This is a genomic window from Empedobacter sp. ULE_I140 (assembly GCF_053482575.1).
This window is the reverse complement of sequence record NZ_JBQMTX010000001.1, coordinates 1,989,984-2,014,535: the sequence shown is the minus strand read 5'-3', so window position 1 is coordinate 2,014,535 and position 24,552 is coordinate 1,989,984. Positions and strand designations below refer to the sequence as shown.

At 31.1% G+C, this 24,552-nt stretch carries 23 protein-coding genes; 15 read left to right on the top strand and 8 right to left on the bottom strand.

Going from position 1 to position 24,552, the window contains the following annotated elements; all coding sequences use genetic code 11:
• The first annotated feature begins 22 nt into the window (after positions 1-22).
• The 5 genes from ACTS9J_RS09570 (at position 23) to ACTS9J_RS09550 (ending at position 4,629) form a co-directional block, all read left to right on the top strand.
• Positions 23-778, top strand: a complete 756-nt coding sequence (locus ACTS9J_RS09570; RefSeq protein ID WP_038335748.1) for a DUF4241 domain-containing protein — start codon at positions 23-25, stop codon at positions 776-778.
• 385 nt (positions 779-1,163) lie between these two features.
• Entirely contained in the window at positions 1,164-2,042 is an 879-nt protein-coding gene (locus tag ACTS9J_RS09565; RefSeq protein ID WP_448353166.1) for an IS982 family transposase, read from the top strand.
• A gap of 338 nt (positions 2,043-2,380) precedes the next feature.
• On the top strand, positions 2,381-3,130 hold the full coding sequence (locus ACTS9J_RS09560; protein ID WP_448353165.1) for a GLPGLI family protein: 750 nt from the start codon (positions 2,381-2,383) through the stop codon (positions 3,128-3,130).
• A 128-nt stretch (positions 3,131-3,258) separates the two neighbouring features.
• The gene (locus ACTS9J_RS09555; protein ID WP_115000261.1) at positions 3,259-3,558 is read left to right on the top strand and encodes a DUF3861 domain-containing protein; all 300 of its coding nucleotides are present in this window, start codon (positions 3,259-3,261) and stop codon (positions 3,556-3,558) included.
• Between the two features lie 6 nt (positions 3,559-3,564).
• Entirely contained in the window at positions 3,565-4,629 is a 1,065-nt protein-coding gene (locus tag ACTS9J_RS09550) for an NAD(P)H-dependent flavin oxidoreductase (RefSeq protein ID WP_448353164.1), read from the top strand.
• Here ACTS9J_RS09550 and ACTS9J_RS09545 read toward each other — a convergent pair whose 3' ends face one another.
• Entirely contained in the window at positions 4,630-5,202 is a 573-nt protein-coding gene (locus ACTS9J_RS09545; protein WP_038335776.1) for a TMEM175 family protein, read from the bottom strand.
• 139 nt (positions 5,203-5,341) lie between these two features.
• On the opposite strand from ACTS9J_RS09545, the gene ACTS9J_RS09540 reads away from it, so the two are divergent.
• Entirely contained in the window at positions 5,342-5,893 is a 552-nt protein-coding gene (locus ACTS9J_RS09540; protein ID WP_448353163.1) for a DUF1697 domain-containing protein, read from the top strand.
• Between the two features lie 78 nt (positions 5,894-5,971).
• On the opposite strand, the gene ACTS9J_RS09535 is transcribed toward ACTS9J_RS09540, so the two are convergent.
• A complete protein-coding gene (locus ACTS9J_RS09535; RefSeq protein ID WP_115000255.1) occupies positions 5,972-6,532 on the bottom strand; it encodes a TlpA family protein disulfide reductase in 561 nt (186 codons plus the stop codon).
• Positions 6,533-6,602: 70 nt separating this feature from the next.
• The gene (locus ACTS9J_RS09530) at positions 6,603-7,196 is read right to left on the bottom strand and encodes a thioredoxin family protein (protein WP_448353162.1); all 594 of its coding nucleotides are present in this window, start codon (positions 7,194-7,196) and stop codon (positions 6,603-6,605) included.
• Between the two features lie 111 nt (positions 7,197-7,307).
• Here ACTS9J_RS09530 and recG point away from each other — a divergent pair, with 111 nt between their 5' ends.
• The 4 genes from recG to ACTS9J_RS09510 all read left to right on the top strand — a co-directional run bounded on the left by recG (position 7,308) and on the right by ACTS9J_RS09510 (position 12,100).
• Positions 7,308-9,413, top strand: a complete 2,106-nt coding sequence (gene recG / locus ACTS9J_RS09525; RefSeq protein WP_448353161.1) for an ATP-dependent DNA helicase RecG — start codon at positions 7,308-7,310, stop codon at positions 9,411-9,413.
• Between the two features lie 178 nt (positions 9,414-9,591).
• Positions 9,592-9,756 carry a hypothetical protein gene (locus ACTS9J_RS09520; protein WP_181816300.1) on the top strand — a complete coding sequence of 55 codons (165 nt, stop codon included), beginning with the start codon at positions 9,592-9,594 and terminating at the stop codon, positions 9,754-9,756.
• Between the two features lie 240 nt (positions 9,757-9,996).
• Positions 9,997-11,520 carry a catalase gene (locus ACTS9J_RS09515; RefSeq protein ID WP_180906765.1) on the top strand — a complete coding sequence of 508 codons (1,524 nt, stop codon included), beginning with the start codon at positions 9,997-9,999 and terminating at the stop codon, positions 11,518-11,520.
• A gap of 61 nt (positions 11,521-11,581) precedes the next feature.
• Positions 11,582-12,100: an ankyrin repeat domain-containing protein gene (locus tag ACTS9J_RS09510; protein WP_448353160.1), complete on the top strand. Its 519-nt coding sequence runs from the start codon at positions 11,582-11,584 to the stop codon at positions 12,098-12,100.
• 57 nt (positions 12,101-12,157) lie between these two features.
• On the opposite strand, the gene ACTS9J_RS09505 is transcribed toward ACTS9J_RS09510, so the two are convergent.
• Both ACTS9J_RS09505 and ACTS9J_RS09500 read right to left on the bottom strand, forming a co-directional pair.
• Complete coding sequence (locus tag ACTS9J_RS09505; RefSeq protein ID WP_038335783.1) at positions 12,158-14,029, bottom strand: Nramp family divalent metal transporter; 1,872 nt, start codon at positions 14,027-14,029, stop codon at positions 12,158-12,160.
• Between the two features lie 97 nt (positions 14,030-14,126).
• On the bottom strand, positions 14,127-16,034 hold the full coding sequence (locus ACTS9J_RS09500) for an AMP-binding protein (protein ID WP_115000246.1): 1,908 nt from the start codon (positions 16,032-16,034) through the stop codon (positions 14,127-14,129).
• 361 nt (positions 16,035-16,395) lie between these two features.
• Between ACTS9J_RS09500 and ACTS9J_RS09495 the strand changes: the two genes are divergently transcribed.
• From ACTS9J_RS09495 to ctlX, 5 genes are all read left to right on the top strand, one after another.
• Positions 16,396-18,630 (top strand): RelA/SpoT family protein, encoded by a 2,235-nt coding sequence (locus ACTS9J_RS09495; RefSeq protein WP_291048205.1) that lies wholly within the window; start codon positions 16,396-16,398, stop codon positions 18,628-18,630.
• 43 nt (positions 18,631-18,673) lie between these two features.
• On the top strand, positions 18,674-18,955 hold the full coding sequence (locus ACTS9J_RS09490; protein ID WP_038335788.1) for a hypothetical protein: 282 nt from the start codon (positions 18,674-18,676) through the stop codon (positions 18,953-18,955).
• A 466-nt stretch (positions 18,956-19,421) separates the two neighbouring features.
• Positions 19,422-20,399 (top strand): amidohydrolase family protein, encoded by a 978-nt coding sequence (locus tag ACTS9J_RS09485; RefSeq protein WP_291122982.1) that lies wholly within the window; start codon positions 19,422-19,424, stop codon positions 20,397-20,399.
• A 78-nt stretch (positions 20,400-20,477) separates the two neighbouring features.
• Complete coding sequence (locus ACTS9J_RS09480; protein ID WP_291048210.1) at positions 20,478-21,392, top strand: dimethylarginine dimethylaminohydrolase family protein; 915 nt, start codon at positions 20,478-20,480, stop codon at positions 21,390-21,392.
• A 1-nt stretch (position 21,393) separates the two neighbouring features.
• Positions 21,394-22,341: a citrulline utilization hydrolase CtlX gene (gene ctlX, locus ACTS9J_RS09475; protein ID WP_286494812.1), complete on the top strand. Its 948-nt coding sequence runs from the start codon at positions 21,394-21,396 to the stop codon at positions 22,339-22,341.
• Between the two features lie 62 nt (positions 22,342-22,403).
• On the opposite strand, the gene ACTS9J_RS09470 is transcribed toward ctlX, so the two are convergent.
• The 3 genes from ACTS9J_RS09470 to ACTS9J_RS09460 form a co-directional block, all read right to left on the bottom strand.
• Positions 22,404-23,237 (bottom strand): sulfurtransferase, encoded by an 834-nt coding sequence (locus tag ACTS9J_RS09470; protein WP_313303705.1) that lies wholly within the window; start codon positions 23,235-23,237, stop codon positions 22,404-22,406.
• Positions 23,238-23,306: 69 nt separating this feature from the next.
• On the bottom strand, positions 23,307-23,744 hold the full coding sequence (locus ACTS9J_RS09465) for a copper resistance protein NlpE (RefSeq protein WP_416410920.1): 438 nt from the start codon (positions 23,742-23,744) through the stop codon (positions 23,307-23,309).
• A gap of 21 nt (positions 23,745-23,765) precedes the next feature.
• Entirely contained in the window at positions 23,766-24,542 is a 777-nt protein-coding gene (locus tag ACTS9J_RS09460; protein ID WP_416410919.1) for a hypothetical protein, read from the bottom strand.
• Positions 24,543-24,552 lie beyond the last annotated feature (10 nt).

Genomic DNA, 24,552 nt, shown 5'->3' with positions numbered 1-24,552 from the left:
TACCACTTAAAAACAATAATTTATGCAACCAACAGCAGAATGGTTAAAAACTTGGGAATCTAAAAGAGAATTCACTTTAGCTCCTAATGATTTAGAAAAATATTTTACAGATAAAGAAATTGGAGGTGTAGAAATCGACCAAATCGAAATGGGAGAAGTTTCTTTACCATCAGGTAAAATCTTTGTAAATGATCCTTTGGGTGAATATTTATCAATGGACAAAGATCCTTATTTCCTTGAAACGCCAAAAGGTAATTTTCCTGTAACTGCAAGCATCGTAAAATTTGAAGACGATGGTGATGTTGAGAATTTGATTGGTTGTATCAAAGTTGCTTTTACAAACGAAAAACCTGTTCGTTATGAAGAAGCAATGAAAGGAATTGAGTTGATTGACGAATTACAAGAAGGAGAATATTTTGGTTTTTCTATTGAAAGTGGTTTAGCAACAATTGTTGATGCAGAAGCAAAAGATTCTTTTGTAAAGTTTATTGATGAATTCGAAAGTAAAGGTGATGTAAATTTATATGATGATTATTTCAATGCATTATTTGTAGAAAACGCTAAAAATAATCCGAAATATCAATCAGAAGAAGGAGATTGGATCAATTGGACAATTCCAAATACAGAATTCAAATCGCCAATTTTTCAAGCTGGTTTTGGTGAAGGAATTTATCCCGCTTACTTTGGATACAATGAAAAAGGAGAAATTGTTGCATTTTATATTCAATTCATCGATGCTGAATTAGAAGATTCAGAAGATGATGATGAGTGGTTGTAATTAATTTTTTAGATCAAATAAAATTTAAAATCCTTCAAGAAATTGAGGGATTTTTTTGTTTAAAAATATGTATTTTAACATATTGTATATCATATTAAACAGAATGAGAAAACTTCTTATTAGCATATTTATTATAGAAACAATAAGCTGTTCTAAGAAAATTGATTATCAAAATACAATTTCAGCAATAGAATCCAATCAAGATTTATTTGATGATAATTACAGTTTAAGAGGGAAAACTAATATTTTTTATAATGATTCTATCCACTACTTTTATTTGGAATACGATACAATAGAATACCCGTTGTGCATTTTGATTAATAAAGAATAAAGTTGTTCATTTGATTGAAAATCAGTAAATTGTTTTAACTACAAAACATTTACAATGAACAACTTACTTGCAAATTACGAAAGAATATTGGAAGTTCTACGAAAAATATCAACAGATACACTTTTAATTTATCAACGTAGAAGACCTAAACTTTTTGATTTAGAACTCATCAGTCTTGTCTTAACCGCTGAATTTATGGGTCTTGATAGTGAAAATCATTTATTTCGAAATCTTCCTAATGCGTTAAGTTGTAAAATTGAGCGTAGTATTTACAATCGTAGAAAACGTAGATTATCAGAGCAAATTAATAGTATTCGCCTCAAATTAGCGAAAGAATTTAATGAATTTGAAACTTGTTTCATAGTTGATAGTATGCCGTTGGAAGTGTGTAAAATAGCAAGAATTAATCGCTCGAAAATTTGCAAAGAACATCAGTATAGTGCACCAAACAGAGGTTTTTGTGCTTCTCAGCAAATGTCTTTTTATGGCTATAAACTTCATGCTATTTGTTCTTTAAATGGTGTTTTCCAGAGTATTGATATTAGTCCCGCATCTGTTCATGATATTCATTTTTTGAAAGATGTTAAAACTCAAATGTATGATTGTTTGCTACTTGGAGACAAAGGATATTTGTCACAAACAATTCAAATTGACTTATTTAATAAAGTTAATATACAATTAGAAACACCGAAAAGATCCAATCAAAAAGAGTATAAACCTCAGTTTTATCCATTCAAAAAGTATCGAAAAAGAATTGAAACGTTATTTTCTCAACTATGTGATCAGTTTATGATTAGACGTAATTATGCAAAGACTTTCGAAGGGTTTAAAACCAGAATTTTAGCTAAAACTACTGCACTTACTTTGGTTCAGTACATTAATAAAACATACTTTAATCGAAATATTAATAATCTAAAAACTCAAATTATTTAATATGCACAACGGGTAAGAATCATTCATTTTCAGAATAACTTCTGTCTTGGTAAATGGATATTTAATTCTTTTCAGAATTTTCTCTAAATCTTCTGTTGTATATTAGGAGTGGAGTCAAAACCTGTAATTCCTTTTTGTAATTTCATAAATTTTGGTCGTCAATATATTTTAAAAGTAATATTTATTCTTTCAATTTATTTGATTCTCAATTTTAGGAAATTGTTAAATTTTTAAATTATATTTTATGAATCTGATATGATTTATTGTGCCTTATTTAACAAATTCATTACCTTTGTTTCTTTACTTTTGAGAATAACAAAACCATAAATTATTATAACATGAAAAAACTTATATTTTCGGTATGTTTTACAACTATTTCGTCTATTATTTCTTTTGCACAAACTAAAAAGGAGAACATAAAAGTAATCTACAACACAGATTTTATTTTAGATTTCGATAAGATCAAAAGTAGTATCCCTGCTGCGTATCAAGCGAGTTTCAAAAGTGAAATAGATCGCGGAATTTCGGTGAAATTTGTATTGGAGAGTAATGGTAAAATGTCTTCTTTCAAACCTGAAATTAAAATTGATAATAATCAATCCAATGACAATTCTATTGTGCAGATGATTATTGCTGCAGAAGCAAATCCACAATATAAAGATTATGAAAAAAATGAATTTTATAATGTGAAAGATTTTGGCGTGAAAACCTTTTTGATTAAAGATAAAATCTTTGATTATCAATGGAAAATAACAAAAGAAAAAACAGAAATAGCAGGTTACAATGCAACAAAAGCAATTGGAATAGACGAGGATGGAAAAGAGGTGATTGCATGGTATACAACGAGTTTGCCTTATAGAGATGGTCCTTATCGTTATGCTAATTTACCAGGTTTGATTGTGAAAGCAGAAATGTCAACAGATGAATTCAAGGCTGTTTTTACGATGAAAGAAATCGAAATTTTAGATAAAGATGTTGTGATTACTTTGCCAACAAAGGGAAAAGTTGTGACAGACAAAGAATTTATGGCGGAAATGAAAGCAATGAATGAACGTCATAAGCAAGTAAATCAAGGAGTTGATAAATAACAATAGAAGAGTTGCAGAAATGTGGCTCTTTTTTTGAATAAATATTATTGATTTAATCAATCAATTAAACGAATAATCATTTTAATTTTTGATAATTCTAATCTGTTACTTTTGGGAAAATTAGATTTATGACAAAGAAAGGAAATCACTACAAATTAACATTAGAACAGACCGAATTATTAGACAAAGATGCGCCATTACAAGCTCCAATTGTTTTAGATTTTATGAATCATGATGAGATTTTTAAGATTATTGAAATGATAAAATCTAAAAATCCGTTCGAAAATGAAAATCAATCAGTGGAATTTGCAATAGGTTTGAAGTTATTTTTGGAAGTGGTAATGAAGAATAAAAACAATCCAATTTTTGAGGATTTACTTCCTGCAATTAAAGCTTTTATGCCTAAATTGAAAGAAAATTTAAAGTAAAAAAAGATGATTTGGCAAAATGAACTAACAGCATTATTTGGTATAAAGTATCCGATTATTCAAGCACCAATGTTTGGAGTAACGACATCAGAAATGGTTGCTGCAGCAAGTAATTGTAACTGTTTAGGTTCTTTGCCAATTGCCGATTTGGATGCGGAGAATTCGTTGAAGCGAATCTATAAAACCAAAAAATTAACGAATAAACCTTTTGCTGTCAATATTTTTGCAAACGATATTCCTGAAATCACACCAGAATTAAAACAAAGGTATAATGCAACAAAAGATAAGTTAATTGAGCTTTCGCATCGACAAAACTTTGAAGTTGTTTTTCCTGAGATTGAAGCTGTAAAACCAAATGGTTATAAGGAACAAATAGATGTGATTTTACAAGAAAAATGTAAAATCTTGAGTTTCACTTTTGGTAATTTGGATGAAGATTCAATTAATCGTCTTAAAGAACATAACGTAACATTAATAGGGACTTGTACAACGCTGGATGAAGCGATACAATTGGAAAAATCAAATATTGATGTGATTTGTGTGCAAGGAATTGAAGCTGGTGGACATCGTGGAACATTTAATCCAGATATTTTGCCTCAAATTGGTGGCTTTTCATTATTTTCGCAAGTAAAAGATGTTGTGAAAAAGCCGTTGATTTTTGCTGGTGGAATTTATGATGCGAAAACACTTTTGGCGGCTAAACAGCTGGGTGCATACGCTTTTCAGATTGGTAGTTTGTTTTTGTGTTCCAATGAAAGTGCTTTAAAATCGTTCGAAAAAGAGCGATTAAAAAATGTGAAAGAAAATGAAATTATCTTGACAAAAAGTTTTTCTGGAAGATATGCACGAGGAATTGAGAATGAATTTATTCGTTTGTTTGAAAATTCTGAGTTTGTTTTACCTTATCCTTATCAAAATAAATTAACAAATGCGTTGAGAAACGCTTCTAAATCAAAAAAAAATACAGCGTTTACAAATTTATGGTTAGGACAATCTTTTAAAAATTTTGAAGAAGATTCTACATCAAATCTTCTTCAAAAATTAATTGATTCTGTAGAGGATTATCAATAATTATCGCATCGATTTTTCAATTCTTCTATCTGGAATCAGCCATAATAAAGCGATTAAAGCATAAATAATAATACCAATTTCGGGTTTTATAAATGAAATTCCGATTCCGACTAAATAACCAATACTAGAGGTTTTTTCTTTTAAACTTCTACTCACAGATTTTCCAATAACAGATTCCTTTCCTTCTTGTTTTATAGCAATTTTTTCAATAATCATAAATGCTACACTACTCATAAATAGGACAAATCCATAAAAAGCAACAGGAAAAGTTGAGTCGTAATTTTCGCCCATCCAACCAGTCGAAACAGGTAGCAAAGACAACCAAAAAAGTAGATGTAAATTACTCCATAAAATTCCGCCGTTTACTTTTTCAATTGCCTGAAAAAGATGATGATGATTGTTCCAATAAATTCCAACATAAATAAAACTGAACAAATAATTCAGAAATTTTGGGATATAAGGTTTCAAACTCATGATATCATCTCCAAGCGGAACTTTCAAATCCAAAACCATAATGGTAATAATTATCGCAAGAACGCCATCGCTAAAAGCCTCTAATCTGTTTGTAGTCATAGGTTTTATTAGTTTTTTATTATTCAGAATGATGCTAATTTATCAAAATTATTGTAACAATTAGGGATTTGTTTTAAAATTTCTATTATATTTATTTTCATAATTTTAAACAAAGTTTCTCGTAAATAGAGATAGTTTTATGAATACTTTTATTGCAATCCTGAGAGGTATAAATGTAAGTGGTAAAAAAATCATCAAAATGGATGTTTTGACCAAACTTTTAGAGGAACTTAGACTGGAAAATGTGACGACTTACGTGCAAAGTGGAAATGCTGTTTTTTCGACAAATTTGACTGATATCAAAGAAATTGGAGATTTAATTCACGATAAAATTGTAGAAAGTCTATCTTTTGAAGTTCCAGTTTTGATTCTTACCATCGAAAAGTTAAAAAACATTATTGAAAATAATCCTTTCTTAAAGGATTTGAGTATTGATAAAGAGTTTTTGCATTATACGTTTTTAGCCAATAAACCTGAGGAAATAAATACTGAAAAAGTTGAAAGTTCGAAAACTGAAGATGAACAATATTTTATTGCTGATGATGTCGTTTATTTATATTGTCCTTTTGGTTATGGAAAAACAAAGTTGACCAACAATTTTTTCGAAAAATTATTAAATGTAAGTGCTACAACCCGTAATCAAAATACAACAACTGCTTTATTGCAATTGGCATTGATGAGAGAAAATTAAAAAGAGAGTTAACTTACAGATATAAAAAAACCGTTATTAAATGATTAATAACGGTTTTTTTATCTTTTTTGAATGAAATTATTCAGCGATTAATTTATCTAATAAATCATTAATTTCTTTATCGTTCCAATCTCTTGTTTTTGTTTCTTTCAACACAACTTCACCTTTCTTATTTAAAATATATGTTGTTGGAAAAACCTTTGGCAACATATTATTAGAAATTGGACTATTTGGCTCATAAACAGGCATTGTATAATTATTTTTTTGCAAAAATGGATTGAAAACTGTTGGTTTATCCTGAATTGCAATCAATACAAATTTTACTTTTTGTCCTTTTGCTTCATACAATTTCTGAATTGTTGGCATTTCTGCTACACAAGGAGGACACCAGCTTCCCCAAAAATTTAGGAAAACAACTTCACCACTTTTCTTGAAATCAATCAAGTTTGTATTCGCAGCACCGTTATGACCAATTAAATCAATATCATAATCACTTTCTGTTAATTCTATATCAGAACCAGCAACGTGGCTATTATCTTCCATTTTACTTTTAAAAAATGTACCGATTGGTGTAAACATAATAGCGACTAAAGCGACAACTACAACGATGGCAAAAATAATTTGCTTATTTCCTTTCATTTTTCTTTTTCAATAAAATCTTACACAAAGATGCAAACAAATAACAAGTTGAACAAATTGAAAAAAATGATTAATTACCGATGTTTTCGTCAATCAAATCTAAAATTTCATTTACAATATCTTCACCTTTATTATTGTTGTAATATTTTTGTAAATCTTCGTGAAAATCATCTGCCGAATACGTATCAGGATTACTTTTGAAACGCGCTAACATTTCCATTCCAGCTTGTGGACGAGGACCAAAACGGAAAGCTTCTTCATTTTCTTCATTCACTCCAATAATAATCGGAATAGAAGCTGCACCATTTGTTTTGTATTTTTCCATCAACTCCATGTTTTCATCACGTAAAACATAATGCGTCGAAACTTGAAGCGTATTTGCCAATTTCTCCACAACAGGTAAAATTTGAGATGCATCTCCACACCAACCTTCTGTAATTACTAATAATTTTAAATTATTTGAAGTTGATTTAACGCGTGTTTCTTGCGCAGGATTTAAACTGAATGTTTTAAAAATTCTGTTCATGCGTTGCAATCCCAAAGCATAATATTGTACATACTCTTTCGGATCATCGTTTTCGATTTCGTTTTCCAAATCATCTTCAACGCGTGTGATATAATCTTCGTATGATAAACCTTTGTTGATGTATTCTGTTAAATTCATTTGATTCTAATTTGTTACAAATATAAAGCAATTCTACGAGCTTATTTTGTAACAATGATGACATTGCTTGTCGTTAAAATTTGGTAAATTGCGACTTTCGAAAGTAGAAAAATGTATCAAAATCCATTAAAAAAAACAATAGAATATTTAAAAGGTGCTGGACCTGAGCGTGCTAAAACATTGCAAAGTGAATTCAGAATTTTTAGATACGAGGATTTGATACAGCATTTTCCTTTTCGTTATGTTGATAAATCGAAATTCTATAAAATTTCTGAAATTTCATCAACAGCAGCCGAAATACAATTGAAAGGTAAAATTGTTAGTTTAGAAGAAATTAACCAAGGAAAAGTAAAACGTTTGATTGGAAAATTTCAAGATGGAACAGGAACTTTAGAATTGGTTTGGTTTAAAGTTTCTTCTTGGCAAAAGGAGAAATTAAGAAATGATCTTTTCAAAGAAGTTGTCATTTACGGAAAACCGAATGTATTCAATAATAATTTCAGTATCACACATCCTGAAATTGAATTAGTTGAAGATGCTAAAAATATTCCGCTTGGATTATTTCCAGTTTATCCGAGTACCGGAAAGTTGACAAAAAAAGGGATTACGAATCGTGTTCTTCAGAAAATGATGATGAATCTTTTTGCTGAAAATATTGAGATTCCTGAGAATTTACCTTTAAATGTTCTCGATCATTATAAATTAGTTGGAAGAAATGAAGCGTTAAAAGCAATTCATTTTCCGAAAGATGTAACGGAGTTAAACGCAGCAATTCGTCGTCTAAAATTTGAAGAATTTTTCTTTCTAAATCTTGCTAATCTCTTTCAAAAAGCAGTCAATAAACAAAAGAATAGAAGTAATCCTTTTCCAGAAATTGGTCATTATTTCAATACATTTTACAATGAATATTTACCTTTTGAATTGACAAATGCGCAGAAAAGAGTAATTAAAGAAATTCGTTTTGATCTTCGCCAACCTGCACAAATGAATCGTTTGTTACAAGGAGATGTTGGTTCTGGAAAAACGATGGTTGCATTATTAACGATGTTGATTGGAGTCGACAATGGTTTTCAGGCGGCTTTAATTGCGCCAACCGAAATTCTTGCACAACAACATTACGAAAGCATTACAGAATTATTGAATGGTTTGGATGTTTCGGTTGAGTTATTAACGGGTTCGGTGACAAAGAAAAAGCGTCAACCAATTTTAGAAAATCTTGAAAATGGAAAACTTAAAATCATTATCGGGACGCATGCTTTGTTGGAAGATAATGTGATTTTTCAGAATTTAGGATTAGCGATTATTGATGAACAGCATCGTTTTGGAGTCGCTCAACGTGCTAAATTTTGGAGAAAAGCTAAACTTCCACCACATATTTTAGTGATGACAGCCACGCCAATTCCACGTACACTTTCGATGACAATGTATGGCGATTTGGATGTTTCGGTGATTGATGAATTGCCAAAAGGACGAAAACCTATCAAAACACTTCATAAAACAGATGCGCATCGTTTAAGCGTTTTCAAATTTATGAAAGATGAGATTGCGAAAGGTCGTCAAATTTATGTGGTTTATCCACTGATTGAAGAATCAGCAAAGTTAGAATTGAAAGATTTGATGGATGGTTACGAGAGTATTTCTCGTGCTTTTCCGTTGTCAGAATATGCGATAAGTATTGTGCATGGTCGTCAAAAACCTGCGGATAAAGAATTTGAAATGAATCGTTTCAAAAATAATGAAACTCAAATTTTGGTGGCGACAACTGTGATAGAAGTAGGTGTTAATGTCCCAAATGCGTCGGTGATGATTATTGAAAATTCTGAACGTTTTGGACTTTCTCAATTGCATCAACTTCGTGGCCGCGTAGGTCGTGGAGCGGAACAATCGTATTGTATTTTGATGACGGGAGGGAAATTGAATGAAGTTTCGAAACGTAGAATTCAGACAATGTGTGAAACTAATGATGGTTTTCAGGTAGCAGAAGTTGACTTGGAATTGCGTGGTCCTGGTGATATGATGGGAACGCAACAAAGTGGAGTTCTCAATCTTAAAATTGCTGATTTAGCGAAAGACAAAGAAGTTTTGTATGCTGCAAGAAAATGTGTAGAAGCTATTCTTTCACAAGATCCGACACTTTCTTCTTCGATTTATGAGCCAACAAAAAAATATTTTATTGAAAATCATAAAGATAAAGTTGGTTGGAGTCAAATTTCTTAAAATTTAACATGAAGGAAACCATTTGTATATTTTTTGGTATAATTTATGTTTATTAAAAAACAAATACAAAATACTGAATTTTATTAGAAACTTTTAATTTTATCAGTTGTGTTAAATGAAATTAACATTAAAAATTATTTTTAACACAATATTAGCGTCAACCAAAAAATTATAGATTATGATGTACACAAATTTAGAACTTATCAGAACTCCACAAGGAGTAGAGGTTGAAGGAAATTCACTATGGATGTTCAATCAGCATTTGAATTTAATGGTATTAATAGCTAATGAATCGATAAAAATTAAACCTTCTATGTCTTTTCAACGATTTAGAAAAAATTAAATAATATCTCTCAAAACCGCTAAATAAGTGGTTTTTTTTTATTTCTAAAATTCTTCATCATTTTTATTTATTCATTTATTGCGAAATAATATATCACCTTTTTCTTCCTTGTAAAGGATTGGGTTATAATTATTATAAAAATTAATTATATCTAATAGATTTTATAGATTTGATTTATAATTATAACAGATTTAGTTTTGCTCTGTCTTAAAATGATAAATAAAGAATAAAACTATAATTATGATCAAAAGAAGTTTAGTATTAAGTTTAGCATTCCTTTCTACGATTGGATTTGCCCAACAATTAACAACAAACACAGGCGCTCCAGTTGGAGATAATCAAAATTCTAAAACAATCGGAAATAACGGACAAGTTTTGTTGGAGGACATTCATTTAATTGAAAAATTAGCAGCATTTGATCGCGAACGTATTCCAGAACGTGTTGTTCATGCGCGTGGAGCTGGAGCTTTCGGAGAATTTGTAGCTGATAAAGATTTTTCTGATGTGACAATGGCTGATTTCTTGTCAACAGCTGGTAAAAAAACACCATTATTTGTACGTTTTTCAACTGTAACGCATCAACAAGGTTCGCCAGAAACTTATCGTGATCCACGTGGATTTGCTGTTAAATTTTACACAGAACTAGGAAATTACGATTTAGTTGGAAACAATTTACCTGTTTTCTTTATTCGAGATGCGATCAAATTCCCAGATATGGTGCATGCTTTCAGGCCATCTCCTGTAACAAATGGCGCATCTGATCCAAATCGTGTATTTGATTTTTTCTCTAATTTACCAGAGTCTACGCATATGTTAACGTGGTTGTTTTCAGATTATGGAATTCCTGCAAATTTTCGTCAAATGGAAGGAAATGGTGTACATGCTTACAAATGGGTAAATGCAAAAGGTGAAGTAACTTATGTGAAATACAAATGGGTTCCTCAACAAGAAACGAAAAATTTAACACAAGAAGAAGCGAATAAAATTCAATCGACTGAAATAGAACATGCAACATTAGATTTACGTAATGAAATCGACAAAGGAAACTTTCCGAAATGGGATTTATATGTTCAATTATTGAAACGAGAAGATTTTGATAAATTAGATTTCAATCCTGTTGATGTAACGAAAATTTGGCCAGAATCTGTTGTAAAGTTAGTTAAAGTTGGAACAATGACATTGAATGAGAATCCAACGAATTATTTTCAACAAGTTGAGCAAGCAGCATTTGCTCCAGCTACGTTGGTTCCAGGAATTGAAGCTTCTGAAGATAAATTGTTACAAGGTCGTTTGTTTTCCTATTCTGATACACAACGTCATCGTTTAACGGGTAATTTCCAACAAATTCCTGTTAATGCACCAAAAAATAGTGTAAAAACATATAATCAAGACGGTTATATGTCGATCCGTGAGCAAAAAGGTGATGTAAATTATCAACCTTCAACTAATCTTCCTGAGGTTGTAGATAATGCAAAATTCAAGTATTCAAAATCTGTTTTTCCTGCAGGAGCTATAACAACTCAGCATGTCATTGATAAAGAAAATAACTTTGTACAAGCTGGAGATTTGTACAAATCATTCTCTAAAAAAGATCAAGATAACTTAATCAAAAATTTATCTGGAGCTTTAAATTCGGTTAAAAATAAAGTAATTGTTCATAAAATGATTGCACATTTTTACCAAGCAAATACAGAATATGGAACACGTTTGATGAAGGCTACAAATACTTCTATGAGCGATGTAAAGCAATATTTACCAAAATAATTTCTATTGGATTGGAGTCGATTGAGTTTGGCTCCATGACTTTCATAAAATCAATATTATCATGAAAAAGCATATATTTTTAGCCTTATTTCTATTCAGTTTTTCTTCAATTTATGCACAAGATTTGTTTAGTGCGGCGAGAGAAAATAATGTGAAGCAAATAGAAGAATTAATTTCGAATGGAAAACATGTAAATGAAGCAAATCAACGTGGATTTACACCTTTAATTTTAGCGATTTATAATAACAGTTCAGACGCTGCGAAAGTATTATTATCAAAAGGAGCAAATCCTAATGCGCAAGATTTATCTGGAAACAATGCGTTGATGGGAGCCGTCTTTAGAGGATTTCCTGAAATGGTAAATTTACTAATTGCGAATAAGGCTGATGTTAATCAAGTGAATTTTAATGGAGCTTCTGCTTTGATTTTTGCTGTAACATTTGGTCAAAATGAAATTGCCAAAAAACTAATCGAAGCTGGTGCAGATTTAAACATTAAAGATAATAATGGTAAAACTGCTTTAGATCATGCTATTTTACAAGAAAATAAAGAAATGATTGAATTATTATCGATCAAATAATTTTTATATTTTAATCTAATCAAAAAGCCATTCAGAAAAATTCTGAATGGCTTTTTATTATTTTGCAATAAAGACCGGAATATTAACGCGATGCCTTAATTTATTAATCGTTTCTCCAAAAATAAAATCCATAAAACCTCGGTGTCCGTGCGAACCAACAATCAACAAATCTGCTTGATTTCGTTTACAAATTTCAGCAATTGAATTGATTCGATTATTGTAACCTAATTCGATTTTAGTTTCATTAAACAAAGGTCGAATGATCTCTGCATATTGTTCTAAACGTTTCAAATCTGACAGAGATTCTTCATCATTCGTACGCTCTCCCGTGTATTTTGCAGAAGCACTTTCGACAATATGAACCAAAATAATGGTAGATTCTGTAGTAGCTAATTGTGTCGCATAATTAATCACTTTTCTATCCGTTTTCGAAAAATCTAACGCAACAACAATCTTTTTGAAATGTTGATTCGAAATTTCTTCTAACGTAAACTTCTCAAATGGTTCATGAATTTCCTTTTGATGTTCTTCATTTTTCTTCAACATAATTGGAATAAAAAATGTCAGCAATAATAAAACTAAAAGTCCTATTTCTAACGCTATAAGAAAAATATTTAAAGTGTAAGATTCACTATTTGCCATCCATTTATTAACTTCTTCATACACCAATTGCGCATTCAGAAATGAAATAATAAAAGCGATTGTCCATGCAAAAAATTTGGTTGTTGTATTGATTGCAAAATTCCCCATTTTCGCTTTATCACTCACAAAATGAATCAACGGAATTACCGCAAAAGCCAATTGCATACTTAGGATAACTTGACTGAAAATTAGTAAAGAACCGACTTCTTTTTCTCCAAAAATAAGAATGACTACAACTGCTGGAACTACGGCTAATAATCGTGTCAAAATTCTTCTCAAAACAGGATTAATACGTAGATGTAAATATCCTTCCATCACAATTTGTCCAGCTAAAGTTCCTGTAACTGTAGAGCTTTGTCCAGCTAAAATTAAAGCAACTGCGAATAATTTTGGAGCCAAATCTGTTCCTAAAGTTGTCCCCAATAATCTATAAGCATCGCTCAGTTCTGCAACATCGTGATAGCCGTTTTTATGGAATACGGATGAAGCTAAAATTAAGATTGCAGCATTGACAAAGAAGGCTAAATTCAGAGCAATTGCGCTATCCCAAAAGTTATATTTGAGGGCTTTTTTGATTGAAAAATCATCGCGTTTTATTTGCCGCGTTTGGACGAGTGCAGAATGTAAATAAAGATTATGCGGCATTACAGTTGCGCCGATAATACCAATGCTGATATACAATGCAGCGCTATTTGGAATAGATGGAATAAATCCTTTTGCAACTTCTCCAAAATCTGGTTTTGCTAAAAACATTTCGGTTAAAAAACATAAACCAATCATCGTGATTAAACCAACAATGAAAAGTTCCATTTTTCGCATGCCTAATTTTTGAAGATAAAGTAGGAGAAAAGTGTCTAAGAAACTGATTAAAACACCATAGATCAAATCTATTCCAAAAAGTAAATTTAGACCAATTGCCATTCCCAAAATTTCTGCTAAATCACAAGCTGCAATAGCTATTTCGGCTAAAATATACAAGATGAGATTCATTCCTTTCGGATAAGTTTCTCGGTTACATTGCGCCAAATCTTTTCGTCGAACAATTCCCAAACGTGTACATAAACTTTGTAATAACAAAGCCATTATGTTACTCATCAATAAAACCCAAATCAAAGTATAACCAAATTGGCTGCCGCCTGCTAAATCGGTTGCCCAGTTTCCCGGATCCATGTAACCAACGCTTATTAAGTAGGCAGGTCCAAAAAAACTTAGGATTTTTCTAAACTTTCCTTTTTTGATTTGAACACTTTCGTGCACATCTTCTAATGATTTGGATTGATTTGGCATTGAATGATATTTCTAATTCAAATTTATGTAAAAATGAATAAAAAAAGCAGTAATAGTAGGAATTACTGCTTTTGAAATAGTGAATGAATAAAATGGATTATATTGACGAAATCGCAAAGGCTAGACCTACGTTTCTTCTTGAAAATTCGTGAATTAATTCATCTAAAACTGTAGCATCATCAATTGTAGATGGAATTGTGAATGGTGTTCCGTCTGCAATTTGAGATAAAGTTTTGCGTAATATTTTTCCGCTTCGTGTTTTTGGTAGTCTGTTAACTATTATAGATGTTTTGAAACAGGCAATTCCGCCAATTTCTTTGCGTAATAAAGCAATCAAATCTTTTTCGATTTCTTCTTCCGATTTTGATGCGTTTTCTTTTGTAACAATCAAACCTATTGGAATTTGACCTTTCAATTCATCTTTAATTCCCACAACCGCACATTCTGTAATATCAGGATGAGAAGAAACCAATTCTTCCATTGTTGCAGTACTTAACCTATGACCAGCGACATTAATAATATCATCAGTTCGACCTGTAATAAATACAAAACCATTTTCATCTCTAAAACCTCCGTCACCAGTTAAATAATGATTCGGAAATTGTTGAAAATAACCTTTTATAAATCGGTGTTCATTTCGCCATAAACTTGTCATACAACCAGGAGGAAGTGGAAGCTGAATCACGATAGAACCTTCCTCTCGTATATCATTTTCTTGTCCTTCTTCATTTACAATTTTTATATTATACCCAAAAACAGGTAATCCAGCTGCGCCAGGTTCAGGCATTATATTTTCTATTCCAACACAAATTCCTAACATTGGCCAGCCGCTTTCTGTCTGCCACCAATGATCAATAACGGGTAATTTTGAAATTTCTTTTAACCAATAATAAGTAGATGTATCACAACGTTCTCCTGCTAAGAATAAACGTTTCAGACTTGACGTATCGTATTTTTGGAATAATTTTCCTTCTGGATCTTCTTTTCGAATTGCTCGAATTGCTGTTGGAGCTGTGAAAACATTTTTGATTTTATGTTCTTCAACCATTCTCCAAAAAGCTCCAGCGTCAGGAGTTTTGATTGGTTTTCCTTCATAAATAACCGTTGTAACACCATAAATTAACGGCGCATAAACGATATAGGAATGTCCAACAACCCAACCAATATCACTTGCAGTAAGAATTGTATCACCTGGTTCTAAATCATAAAAATAGTTCATTGTCGAATTTAGTGCAGTTGCATAACCTCCTGTATCGCGTACGACACCTTTTGGCGTAGAAGTTGTTCCAGAAGTATACAAAATATATAATGGATGTGTACTTGGAACTTCGATAGGTTCTATAGGTTGATGTTGATACATTTCATCATAGGTATGAACGTTTTCTGCTGATAAATCATCGGTGTGATTTGGACGTTCAAAAATGACAATGTTTTTTGGTTTGTAAAGTGTTAATTCAATTGCTTCATCAATCAATGGTTTATAGTTGATTTGACGATTAATTTCTACTCCATAAGACGCAGAAATAATAACATCAGGTTGAGCATCATCAATACGAATAGCTAATTCTGGCGCTGCAAAACCTCCAAAAACAACAGAATGTATTACACCAATTCTCGCACAAGCAAGCATCGCAACAATTGCTTCTGGAATCATAGGCATATAAATAATTGCTGTATCACCTTTTGATAATCCTAAGGATGTAAGACCTCCTGCAAAACGACTTACTTTTTCTAAAAGCTGATTGTACGTAATTTTTTGAACAACTTCTGTAACAGGAGAATCGTAAATTAAAGCAAATTGTTCTCCGCGTCCAGCTTTTATATTTTCCTCCAAAGCCAAACGGCTCATATTTATTTTTCCGTCAACAAACCACGAATAATATCCGTTTTCATTTTGTTTTAAGATTTGTTCAGGGTAAGTTGACCATGCTAATTTCTGCGCTTCTTCTTTCCAAAAAAGTTCAGGTTCTTCAATACTTTTTGAGTATAAAGTTTTGTAATCCATTTATGTGTGTGCTGTGTTTTATTTGTTTTGTTAAGTTAGAAAAATGTTTAGAATTAATAATAAAGTTTAAAATGTTTGTTTTAGGACAGTTAATTATTTATCAACTATACAATAAAAAGTAGTATATAATTGTAAATTGATAAAATCAGATTATATTAATCAACTTTTATTATTAAATTAATAGTGTAAAAAGTACGTTATAAATTAGATTGATTAAAAATAAAGACTTAAAAAACGTGATAAAATCAGTTGAATATTATAGTCAATAAAAAATAAAATATTGTATATTTAATCCTTCGAAGAAAGCAGATAAATAAAGGGAATTAAAGCTTTTTTCTAAATCAACAAAAACATAAGAAAGATGGATACGCCTCATGTTATTACAGACGAACAATTAGAGAGAGAGAACATTGAGATAACGAGACGTTATAAAGAGATGCTTCAAAATACATATGTCACTTTATCAGATGAAGATAAAAAGCTGATTCGTAAAGCTTTTGATTTGGCTGTTGATGCGCATAAAGATCAGCGTAGAAAAACAGGCGAGCCATATATCTATCATCCGATTGCTGTTGCCAAAATTGTTGCTGACGAAATTGGGCTTGGTGCTACATCAATTTCTGCGGCTTTAATGCATGATGTAGTAGAAGATACTGAATATACGTTAGAAGATATTGAGAAACTTTTTGGAAAAAAGATTGCAAAAATTATAGATGGATTAACAAAAATTGCTGTCTTAAATAAACAAGATGTTTCGATACAATCTGAAAATTATAAAAAATTATTACTGACTTTATCTGAAGATGTGCGTGTGATTTTGATCAAAATTGCCGATCGTTTACACAATATGCGTACGTTAGAAAGTATGCGAGAGGATAAACAGTTAAAAATAGCATCCGAAACTATTTTTATATATGCGCCTTTGGCTCACAGAATGGGATTGTATAACATCAAATCTGAACTAGAAGATTTGAGTTTGAAATACACTAAACCAGATGCATATTTTAATATTGAACATAAATTAACAGAAACTGAAGCCGAAAGAAAAAAATACATTGATGATTTCTGTAAGACTATTTCAGAAAAACTTGAAGCCGAAGGTTTAGAATTTGAGATAAAAGGTCGTTCAAAATCAATCAATTCAATTTATCGAAAAATGATTAATCAAGGAATTCCTTTCGAGGAAGTTTTTGATTTGTTTGCGATTCGTGTAATTTATCGTTCAGATAAAAAGAATGAAAAATTCTTAGCTTGGAAAATTTATTCGTTGGTGACGGATTTATTTATTCCAAATCCAAAACGTATGCGCGACTGGATTTCTCAACCCAAAACTACTGGTTATGAATCGCTTCACGTAACGGTTATGGGACCACAAGCGCGTTGGGTAGAAGTACAAATTCGTTCCGAAAGAATGGACGAAGTTGCCGAAATGGGTATCGCAGCACATTATAAATACAAAGAAAATATATCGGACGACGAAACGAAAGTTGATGAATGGATTCATCAAGTTCGTGAAATGTTGGAGCAAGAAGATACTAAGGATGCGATTGAGTTTATGGATAATTTCAAGTTCAATTTGTACTCCAAAGAGATTTATGTTTTTACGCCAAAAGGAGACTTGCATTCGTTACCAAAAGGAGCGAGTTCGTTGGATTTTGCTTACTCTATTCACACCAATGTTGGTGACCATTGTTTGGGTGCAAAAGTGAATGGAAAATTGTATCCGCTGTCGCATCAATTGCAAAGTGGTGATCAAGTAGAAATCATTACATCAACACAACAAAAACCAAAATTAGAGTGGTTAGAATATGTTGTAACGAGTAAAGCGAGAAGTAAAATTAAAGCTTCTTTAAACTCAGATAAACGTAAAGTTGCAGAAGATGGAAAAGAAATTATTCAACGTAAATTAAGACATTTAAAGGTTGATTTTAGTGAAAATACGATTAATCAGTTACAGCAATACTTTAAGTTAAGTTCGAGTCAAGATGTATTTTATAATGTTGCAATGGGAATTATTGACAACAATGATTTACGTAAATTTGCAGAACGAAATACTGGTTTCACAGGATTGATTAACCGTTTCAGAAAATCAACATTCAATACAACTAAAAAAGATAATATTTCTATCGACAAAACGAAATTAGATAGTCTTGTTTTTGGGAATGATGAAGAGCGTTTAGATTATGAATTAGCGAGTTGTTGTAATCCAATTCCGGGTGACAAAGTATATGGTTTTATCACAGTTTCAAAAGGAATAAAAGTACATAAGGTAGATTGTCCAAACTCAGTTTCGTTACAAGCAAATTATGCGTACAGAATTATAAAAGCGAAATGGATTGATTCTTCTCAACAAGAATTTAAAGCGTTGATTGAGTTACAAGGTTTGGATCGAGCTGGAATGGTGAGTGATATTACGTTAGTTATTTCAAAAAATAACTCGTTGAACATGCATAGTATTAATTTATCTGAGGATGCAGGTATTTTTGATGGAAAGATTACAGTTTCAGTTAAAAATAAAGCCGAATTAGAAAAAATCATGATGGAAATGAAAAATATTGAAGGAATTCAATCTGTAAAACGAACATATAAAAATTAGTTTTTATAAAATATTTAATTAACTTTATATAAATTAACGATTTATGAAAAAAATATTATTAGCTTTTGCATTTCTTCCAATGTTGAGTTTTGCACAAGAAAATTCAAATGAAAAAGTTTTAAATAGAATTGTACCAAGTTCTATATCTATTTCTGAATATGAAAATAGTAGACCTGCAATTTTTATTGATGGAGAGAGAGTTGATAAAAGTATTTTTACGAAAATGAGTCCAGATGAAATTAAATATATTACAGTAATCAAAACAGATAAAAAATATCCAAACGGAAAAATTGATATTGTTTCCAAAAAAGAGAAAGAATCATAACATAAAAGTTTGAGAAATTATGGAACAAATATTAATGATATGAAAAAATTACTATTAGCTTTTTTATTTCTTCCATTGTTGAGTTTTGCACAATCTAAAACTTTGAATGATACAATTCCTGGAATTAAAAATTCTAAATTAATCATTTCTTAACCAAAAAAAGATTTAAAAATAGGTTATTCAATTGACGGAAAAGATGTTGATTATGCAAGTTTTATTGCAGTAAATATGGATTTAGTAGATGATTTAAAATTTACAAAGCCTAATTCAAAATATCCAGATGGTAAAATAGAACTTTTTCTTAAAAAAAATAAACAAACAAAAAAGTCCAACTATTGTTGGATTTTTTTTGCTTGCTCATGTTACTAACAAAGGCACAAAGTTACAGAAATCTTTTTGATAATATCGCTTCATTTCTATTGAATAATCTTGTTAATTTTACATCCCGAAAACAAACAAACTCACGATGAACAAACAGAACTATAATCCAATTGAAGAAGTACTTGAAAAAATCAACGAAAAAGGAGGTTGGGTTAATACGCATTCACACTTAGATAGAGCTTATTCATTGACTTCGGACACTTTCGCATTATCAAATTCTTACTTAAAAGAAAAATGGCATTTAGTTGATGATATGAAACGTAATTCATCTGTTGATGATATTTATTTCCGAATGGAAAAAGCGATTAATTTCATGTTAGAGCAAGGTTGTCAAGCAATTGGTTCTTTTATTGATGCGGATGAAGTGATTGAAGATCGTAGTATACAAGCTGCTCAACGCTTAAAAGATAATTACGGAAAAGACATCGAAATGCGTTTTGCAAATCAAGTATTGAAAGGAGTTATCGATCCAAAAGCGCGTGAATGGTTTGATATGTCTTCTGATTTTGTGGATATAATCGGAGGTTTACCTGCAAAAGATTTCGGTCGAGAAGATGACCATTTAGATATTTTATTATCAACTGCAAAAGCAAAAAATAAATTGGTTCACGTTCATGTTGATCAATTTAACACAGACGAAGAAAAAGAAACGGAACAATTAGCTTTGAAAACGATTGAACACGGAATGCAAGGAAAAGTTTCTGCGGTTCACTCAATTTCTGTAGCGGCTCATCCAAGAAAATATCGTTACGAATTATATGATTTAATTAAAAAAGCAGATATGCACATTGTTTCTTGTCCAACTGCTTGGATAGATCACAATCGTACAGAGCGTTTGGCGCCTTCGCACAACTCGGTAACGCCAGTTGATGAAATGATTCCAAGAGGAATTAACGTTGCCTTCGGAACAGATAATATTAATGATATTTATAAACCTTTTTCTGATGGTCATTTACTTACAGAATTGAGAGTAATGCTAGAGTCTTGTCACTTTTATGATGTGGAACAACTTTCAAATATTGCAACAGTAAATGGTTTGAAAGCTTTAGGAATTCAAAAATAAAATGTATATTTATACAAAATTAAATCTCGCTATTGCGGGATTTTTTTTGGAACATAAAATTAAAAACTACAATAAATTATGCGATTAAATGTACAGAATGAAACGGCTCAACTGCAAACTGTAGTCTTGGGTCGAGCAGAATCTAACGGAGCTAATCCAACACTTGATCAGACGTTCGATGCCAAATCTTATGAAACCGTAAAGAATAATGATTATCCAAAAGAAGAAGATTTGATTGCGGAAATGTCAGAATTTGAACAAGTTTTGAAGAAATATAATGTTGAAGTTTTACGTCCAACATTGATCGAAGATTGCAATCAAGTTTTCTCTCGAGATGTCGGTTTTGTTATTGATGATGAATTCTTTATCTCGAATATTATTCCAGATCGTTTAGAAGAATTGCAAGCGTATCGCGAAATAAAACGTCAATTCAAAGGAAATAAAATCAATGCATTACCAGAAGAAGTTTATGTAGAAGGTGGCGATGTGATTTTGTATAACGATTATATTTTTGTTGGAACGTACAAACAAGCAGATTTCAAAAATTATAAAACAGGACGTACAAATGTTGAGTTTGTAAAGTATATCAAAGCTAAATTTCCGAATAAAAAAGTATTGGATTTTGAATTGAAAAAGAATGATGAAAATCCATATGAAGGAATTTTACATTTAGATTGCACTTTCAATCCTGTTGGGAAAGACAAAGCAATTATTTACAAAGATGGCTTTTTATTTGAGAATGAATATCAGCAAATTGTCGATATTTTTGGAAAAGAAAATTTATTCGAAGTAACAAAAGAAGAAATGTATTGGATGAATCCAAATGTGTTTTCAATTTCTCCTGAAGTTGTTGTTTCTGAGAAAAATTTTATACGTTTAAATGATCATTTAGAAAATGTATGGAACATAAAAGTGGAACGAATTAATTACCGCGAAGTTTCTAAAATGGGAGGTTTACTAAGATGTTCTACAATGCCATTAATCAGAAAATAACATGAAACAAAAACAATATACGTCAACTATTTTGATGGTTGAGCCAACAGCTTTTTATTACAATCCAGAAACGGCTGTTAACAATTATTTCCAAACAGAAACAACAGATTCTCAAGAAGATATTCAGAAAGAAGCGTTAGAAGAATTTCAAGGAATGGTTTCTGCTTTGCGTTCAAAAGGTGTAAATGTTATCACGATCAAAGATACTGCTTCACCGCATACGCCAGATTCAATCTTCCCAAACAATTGGATTTCTTTTCATGATAACGGAAATGTTGTGTTATATCCTATGTTTGCAAAAAATAGGAGACAAGAGCGTCGTGAAGAAGATGTATTGAGTTTGTTGGAAGAAAAAGGTTTTCATATTGATGATGTGATTGATTTTACATCGGCAGAAGAAGACGAAATTTTCCTGGAAGGAACAGGAAGTATTATTCTTGATCGCGAGCATGAATTGGCTTATGCATGTATTTCTCAACGAACTGATGAAGATTTATTGATTGAATTTTGTGAGGAATTAGAATATACGCCAGTTATTTTTCATGCGAATCAAACTGTAAATGGAGAACGCAAACCAATTTATCATACAAATGTAATGATGTGTATTGCAGATAAGTATGCGATTATTTGTTTGGATTCTATCGATGATAAAAAAGAAAAGAAAACAGTTTGTGAGTATTTATTAGAAGCTGGAAAAGAAATAATTGCAATTACAGAAGCACAAGTGCATCAATTTGCTGGCAATATGTTGCAAGTTGGAGGTTTAGGACAATCATATTTGGTGATGTCACAAACGGCTTATAATTCGCTTAATCAAGAACAAATTTCTAAAATTGAGGCTTATAATCCAATATTACCTGTTAAGATAGATTTGATTGAAAAATTAGGAGGAGGAAGCGCTCGCTGTATGATGGCGGAAGTTTTCTTACCAAAAAATAAAAACATTTAGCTTAAAATTTACAAATCCGAGTTTTTTACTCGGATTTGTAAATCATGCAAAATAGTTTTAAACTATCTTTCAATCGGTAAATTTTCGTCAGCGCCCCATTCAGACCAAGAACCATCATAAACTTTTACCTTATCAAAACCTGCAATTGTCGAAGCCAAGGCTAGGATGGAAGCTGTAACTCCAGAACCGCACGAAAAAATATTTTCTTTGGATGAATCTGTCAATTTTTCGAAAATTGCTTTCAGTTTTTCTTTTGATTTATATGTTGTATCAGCCAAAACATTTTCAAAAAATAAATTCTTAGAAGCTGGAATATGTCCGCTTCGTAAACCTTGTCTTGGCTCAGGAGAAGTCCCCTTGAAACGCCCTTCTGATCGAGCATCTATAATCATTTTTGAATCATCATTTATTGCATTTAACATAACTTGTGTATCAGCAAACCAATTCGATTGAAAGTCAGCAATAAAGTCACCTTTTATAGTAGGTAGAAAATAAGTAGAAGTTGTGACAAAATTATTATCCATCCAAACAGGTAATCCGCCATCTAAAACATATATTTCATTGTGTCCCATTACTTTGAACATCCACCAAACTCTCGGACTCGAATAAACTCCCCAACGATCATAACAAACGATGATAGAATCTTGATTAATGCCCAAATTTTGAGCTTCTTTTGTAAAAGTTTCTTCATCAACAAATGTATGAGGAAATTGCGAAGAATGATCAGAAAATTTTCCTTCCAAATCAAAGAAAAGAGAATTCGGAATTAATTTTAATTCTTGATCTTTTATTGATTGTCCAACTTTATCAATCGTACAATCTAAAATAATTAAATTTTTAAGATGTAGATTATCATGTAATTCTTGTGTTGATATGATTGGTGAATTGAAAGTCATTTCTGTTTTATTTTTTATAAAAGTAAAAAAACGCAACCATTTTTGGTTACGTTTTCTTATCTATCTTATTTATTTTTTCTTTAACTGATAATTTTGTGCTAAAGCTCCAGTAATTTCATTTCCTTCTAAATCTAATTGGAATAAAATATTCTCTCCAACGTTATAACGTTTATATTCATCGTCTTTTGTTTTTAATGAAATTGAATTACCATCATCAGTCCACGTAATATTACCTTGATTTTCAACCTTTAGGTTTTTGTCGATATATTCCTCTGTTAAGGTATATGTATTATCTTGATTTAAAGTTAATTCTGTTTTAATTCCTTCACAATCAGCACAAGGGATCACGCCCTCATAAGTTCCGTCCCAATCTAAAGCAGATTGAGAAGTGGAGTCATCGATTTTTTGTGATGATTTATTTTCAGTGGCAGGAGTACTTTCAGTCTTTTTTTCGCAAGCTGTGAATAATATGCTTGTAAAAGCACATAATACAAATAATTTTTTCATAATATATTTATTTTAAGGTTATTATTTTAAGTTAAAGCCAATTTTTATCATTGGTCCAAACATATCCATATCATAAACAAAGTTGGAATTGTTACTTCCTTTCTCGTAGTCCATACTTATGATTTGATAGCCCGCCATTGCGTAAAATAAATCAGAGAATTGATAACCAGCCAATCCTTCTAATTGCCATGCTAATTTTGAGCCGATTCCAAATCCTCCAATTTCTCCAGAAACATTATACAAAAACTTTTTGTATGGTAAACTTCTTGTTCTTGCAACTAACATTGGATCTACCCAAGTTTTAGAAATACTACGATCTAAATGCATTGGTTTTAAAGAAACTGGATTGATTAGATTTACATCAAATCCAGATTTAATATTTACAAGGTTCATACTAATACCAGCTTCTAGCCAAGGTGTAATTTTTCTCAATAAACCTGCTTCAAAAGAGAATTGTTTTGCTGTTAATTTACCATCCAAAACTAAAGGGTCTTTTTTAACATTTGCAGCTAAAGAAGCATAAATAATATCAGATGTAATCACCCAATCTTTGTTTTCGGCTTCAAAAATTAACATTCCAGCAAATTTCAAATGCTCAAAAAAGTCTGAAGGGGATTGACTTACATGTACATTCGGAAGTCGAGAAACACTCGCTTTTCCTTTCATATGAGGCAACATCATATTTGGCTCTACTTTGAAATGCCAAGAATCATCTGGCTGAATTGAGTCTTGAGCAAAAGTTTGCGTACTTGATGCTAATAGAATTAAAAATGTGCTTTTTTGAAAAAAGTTAAACATAATTTTTTAA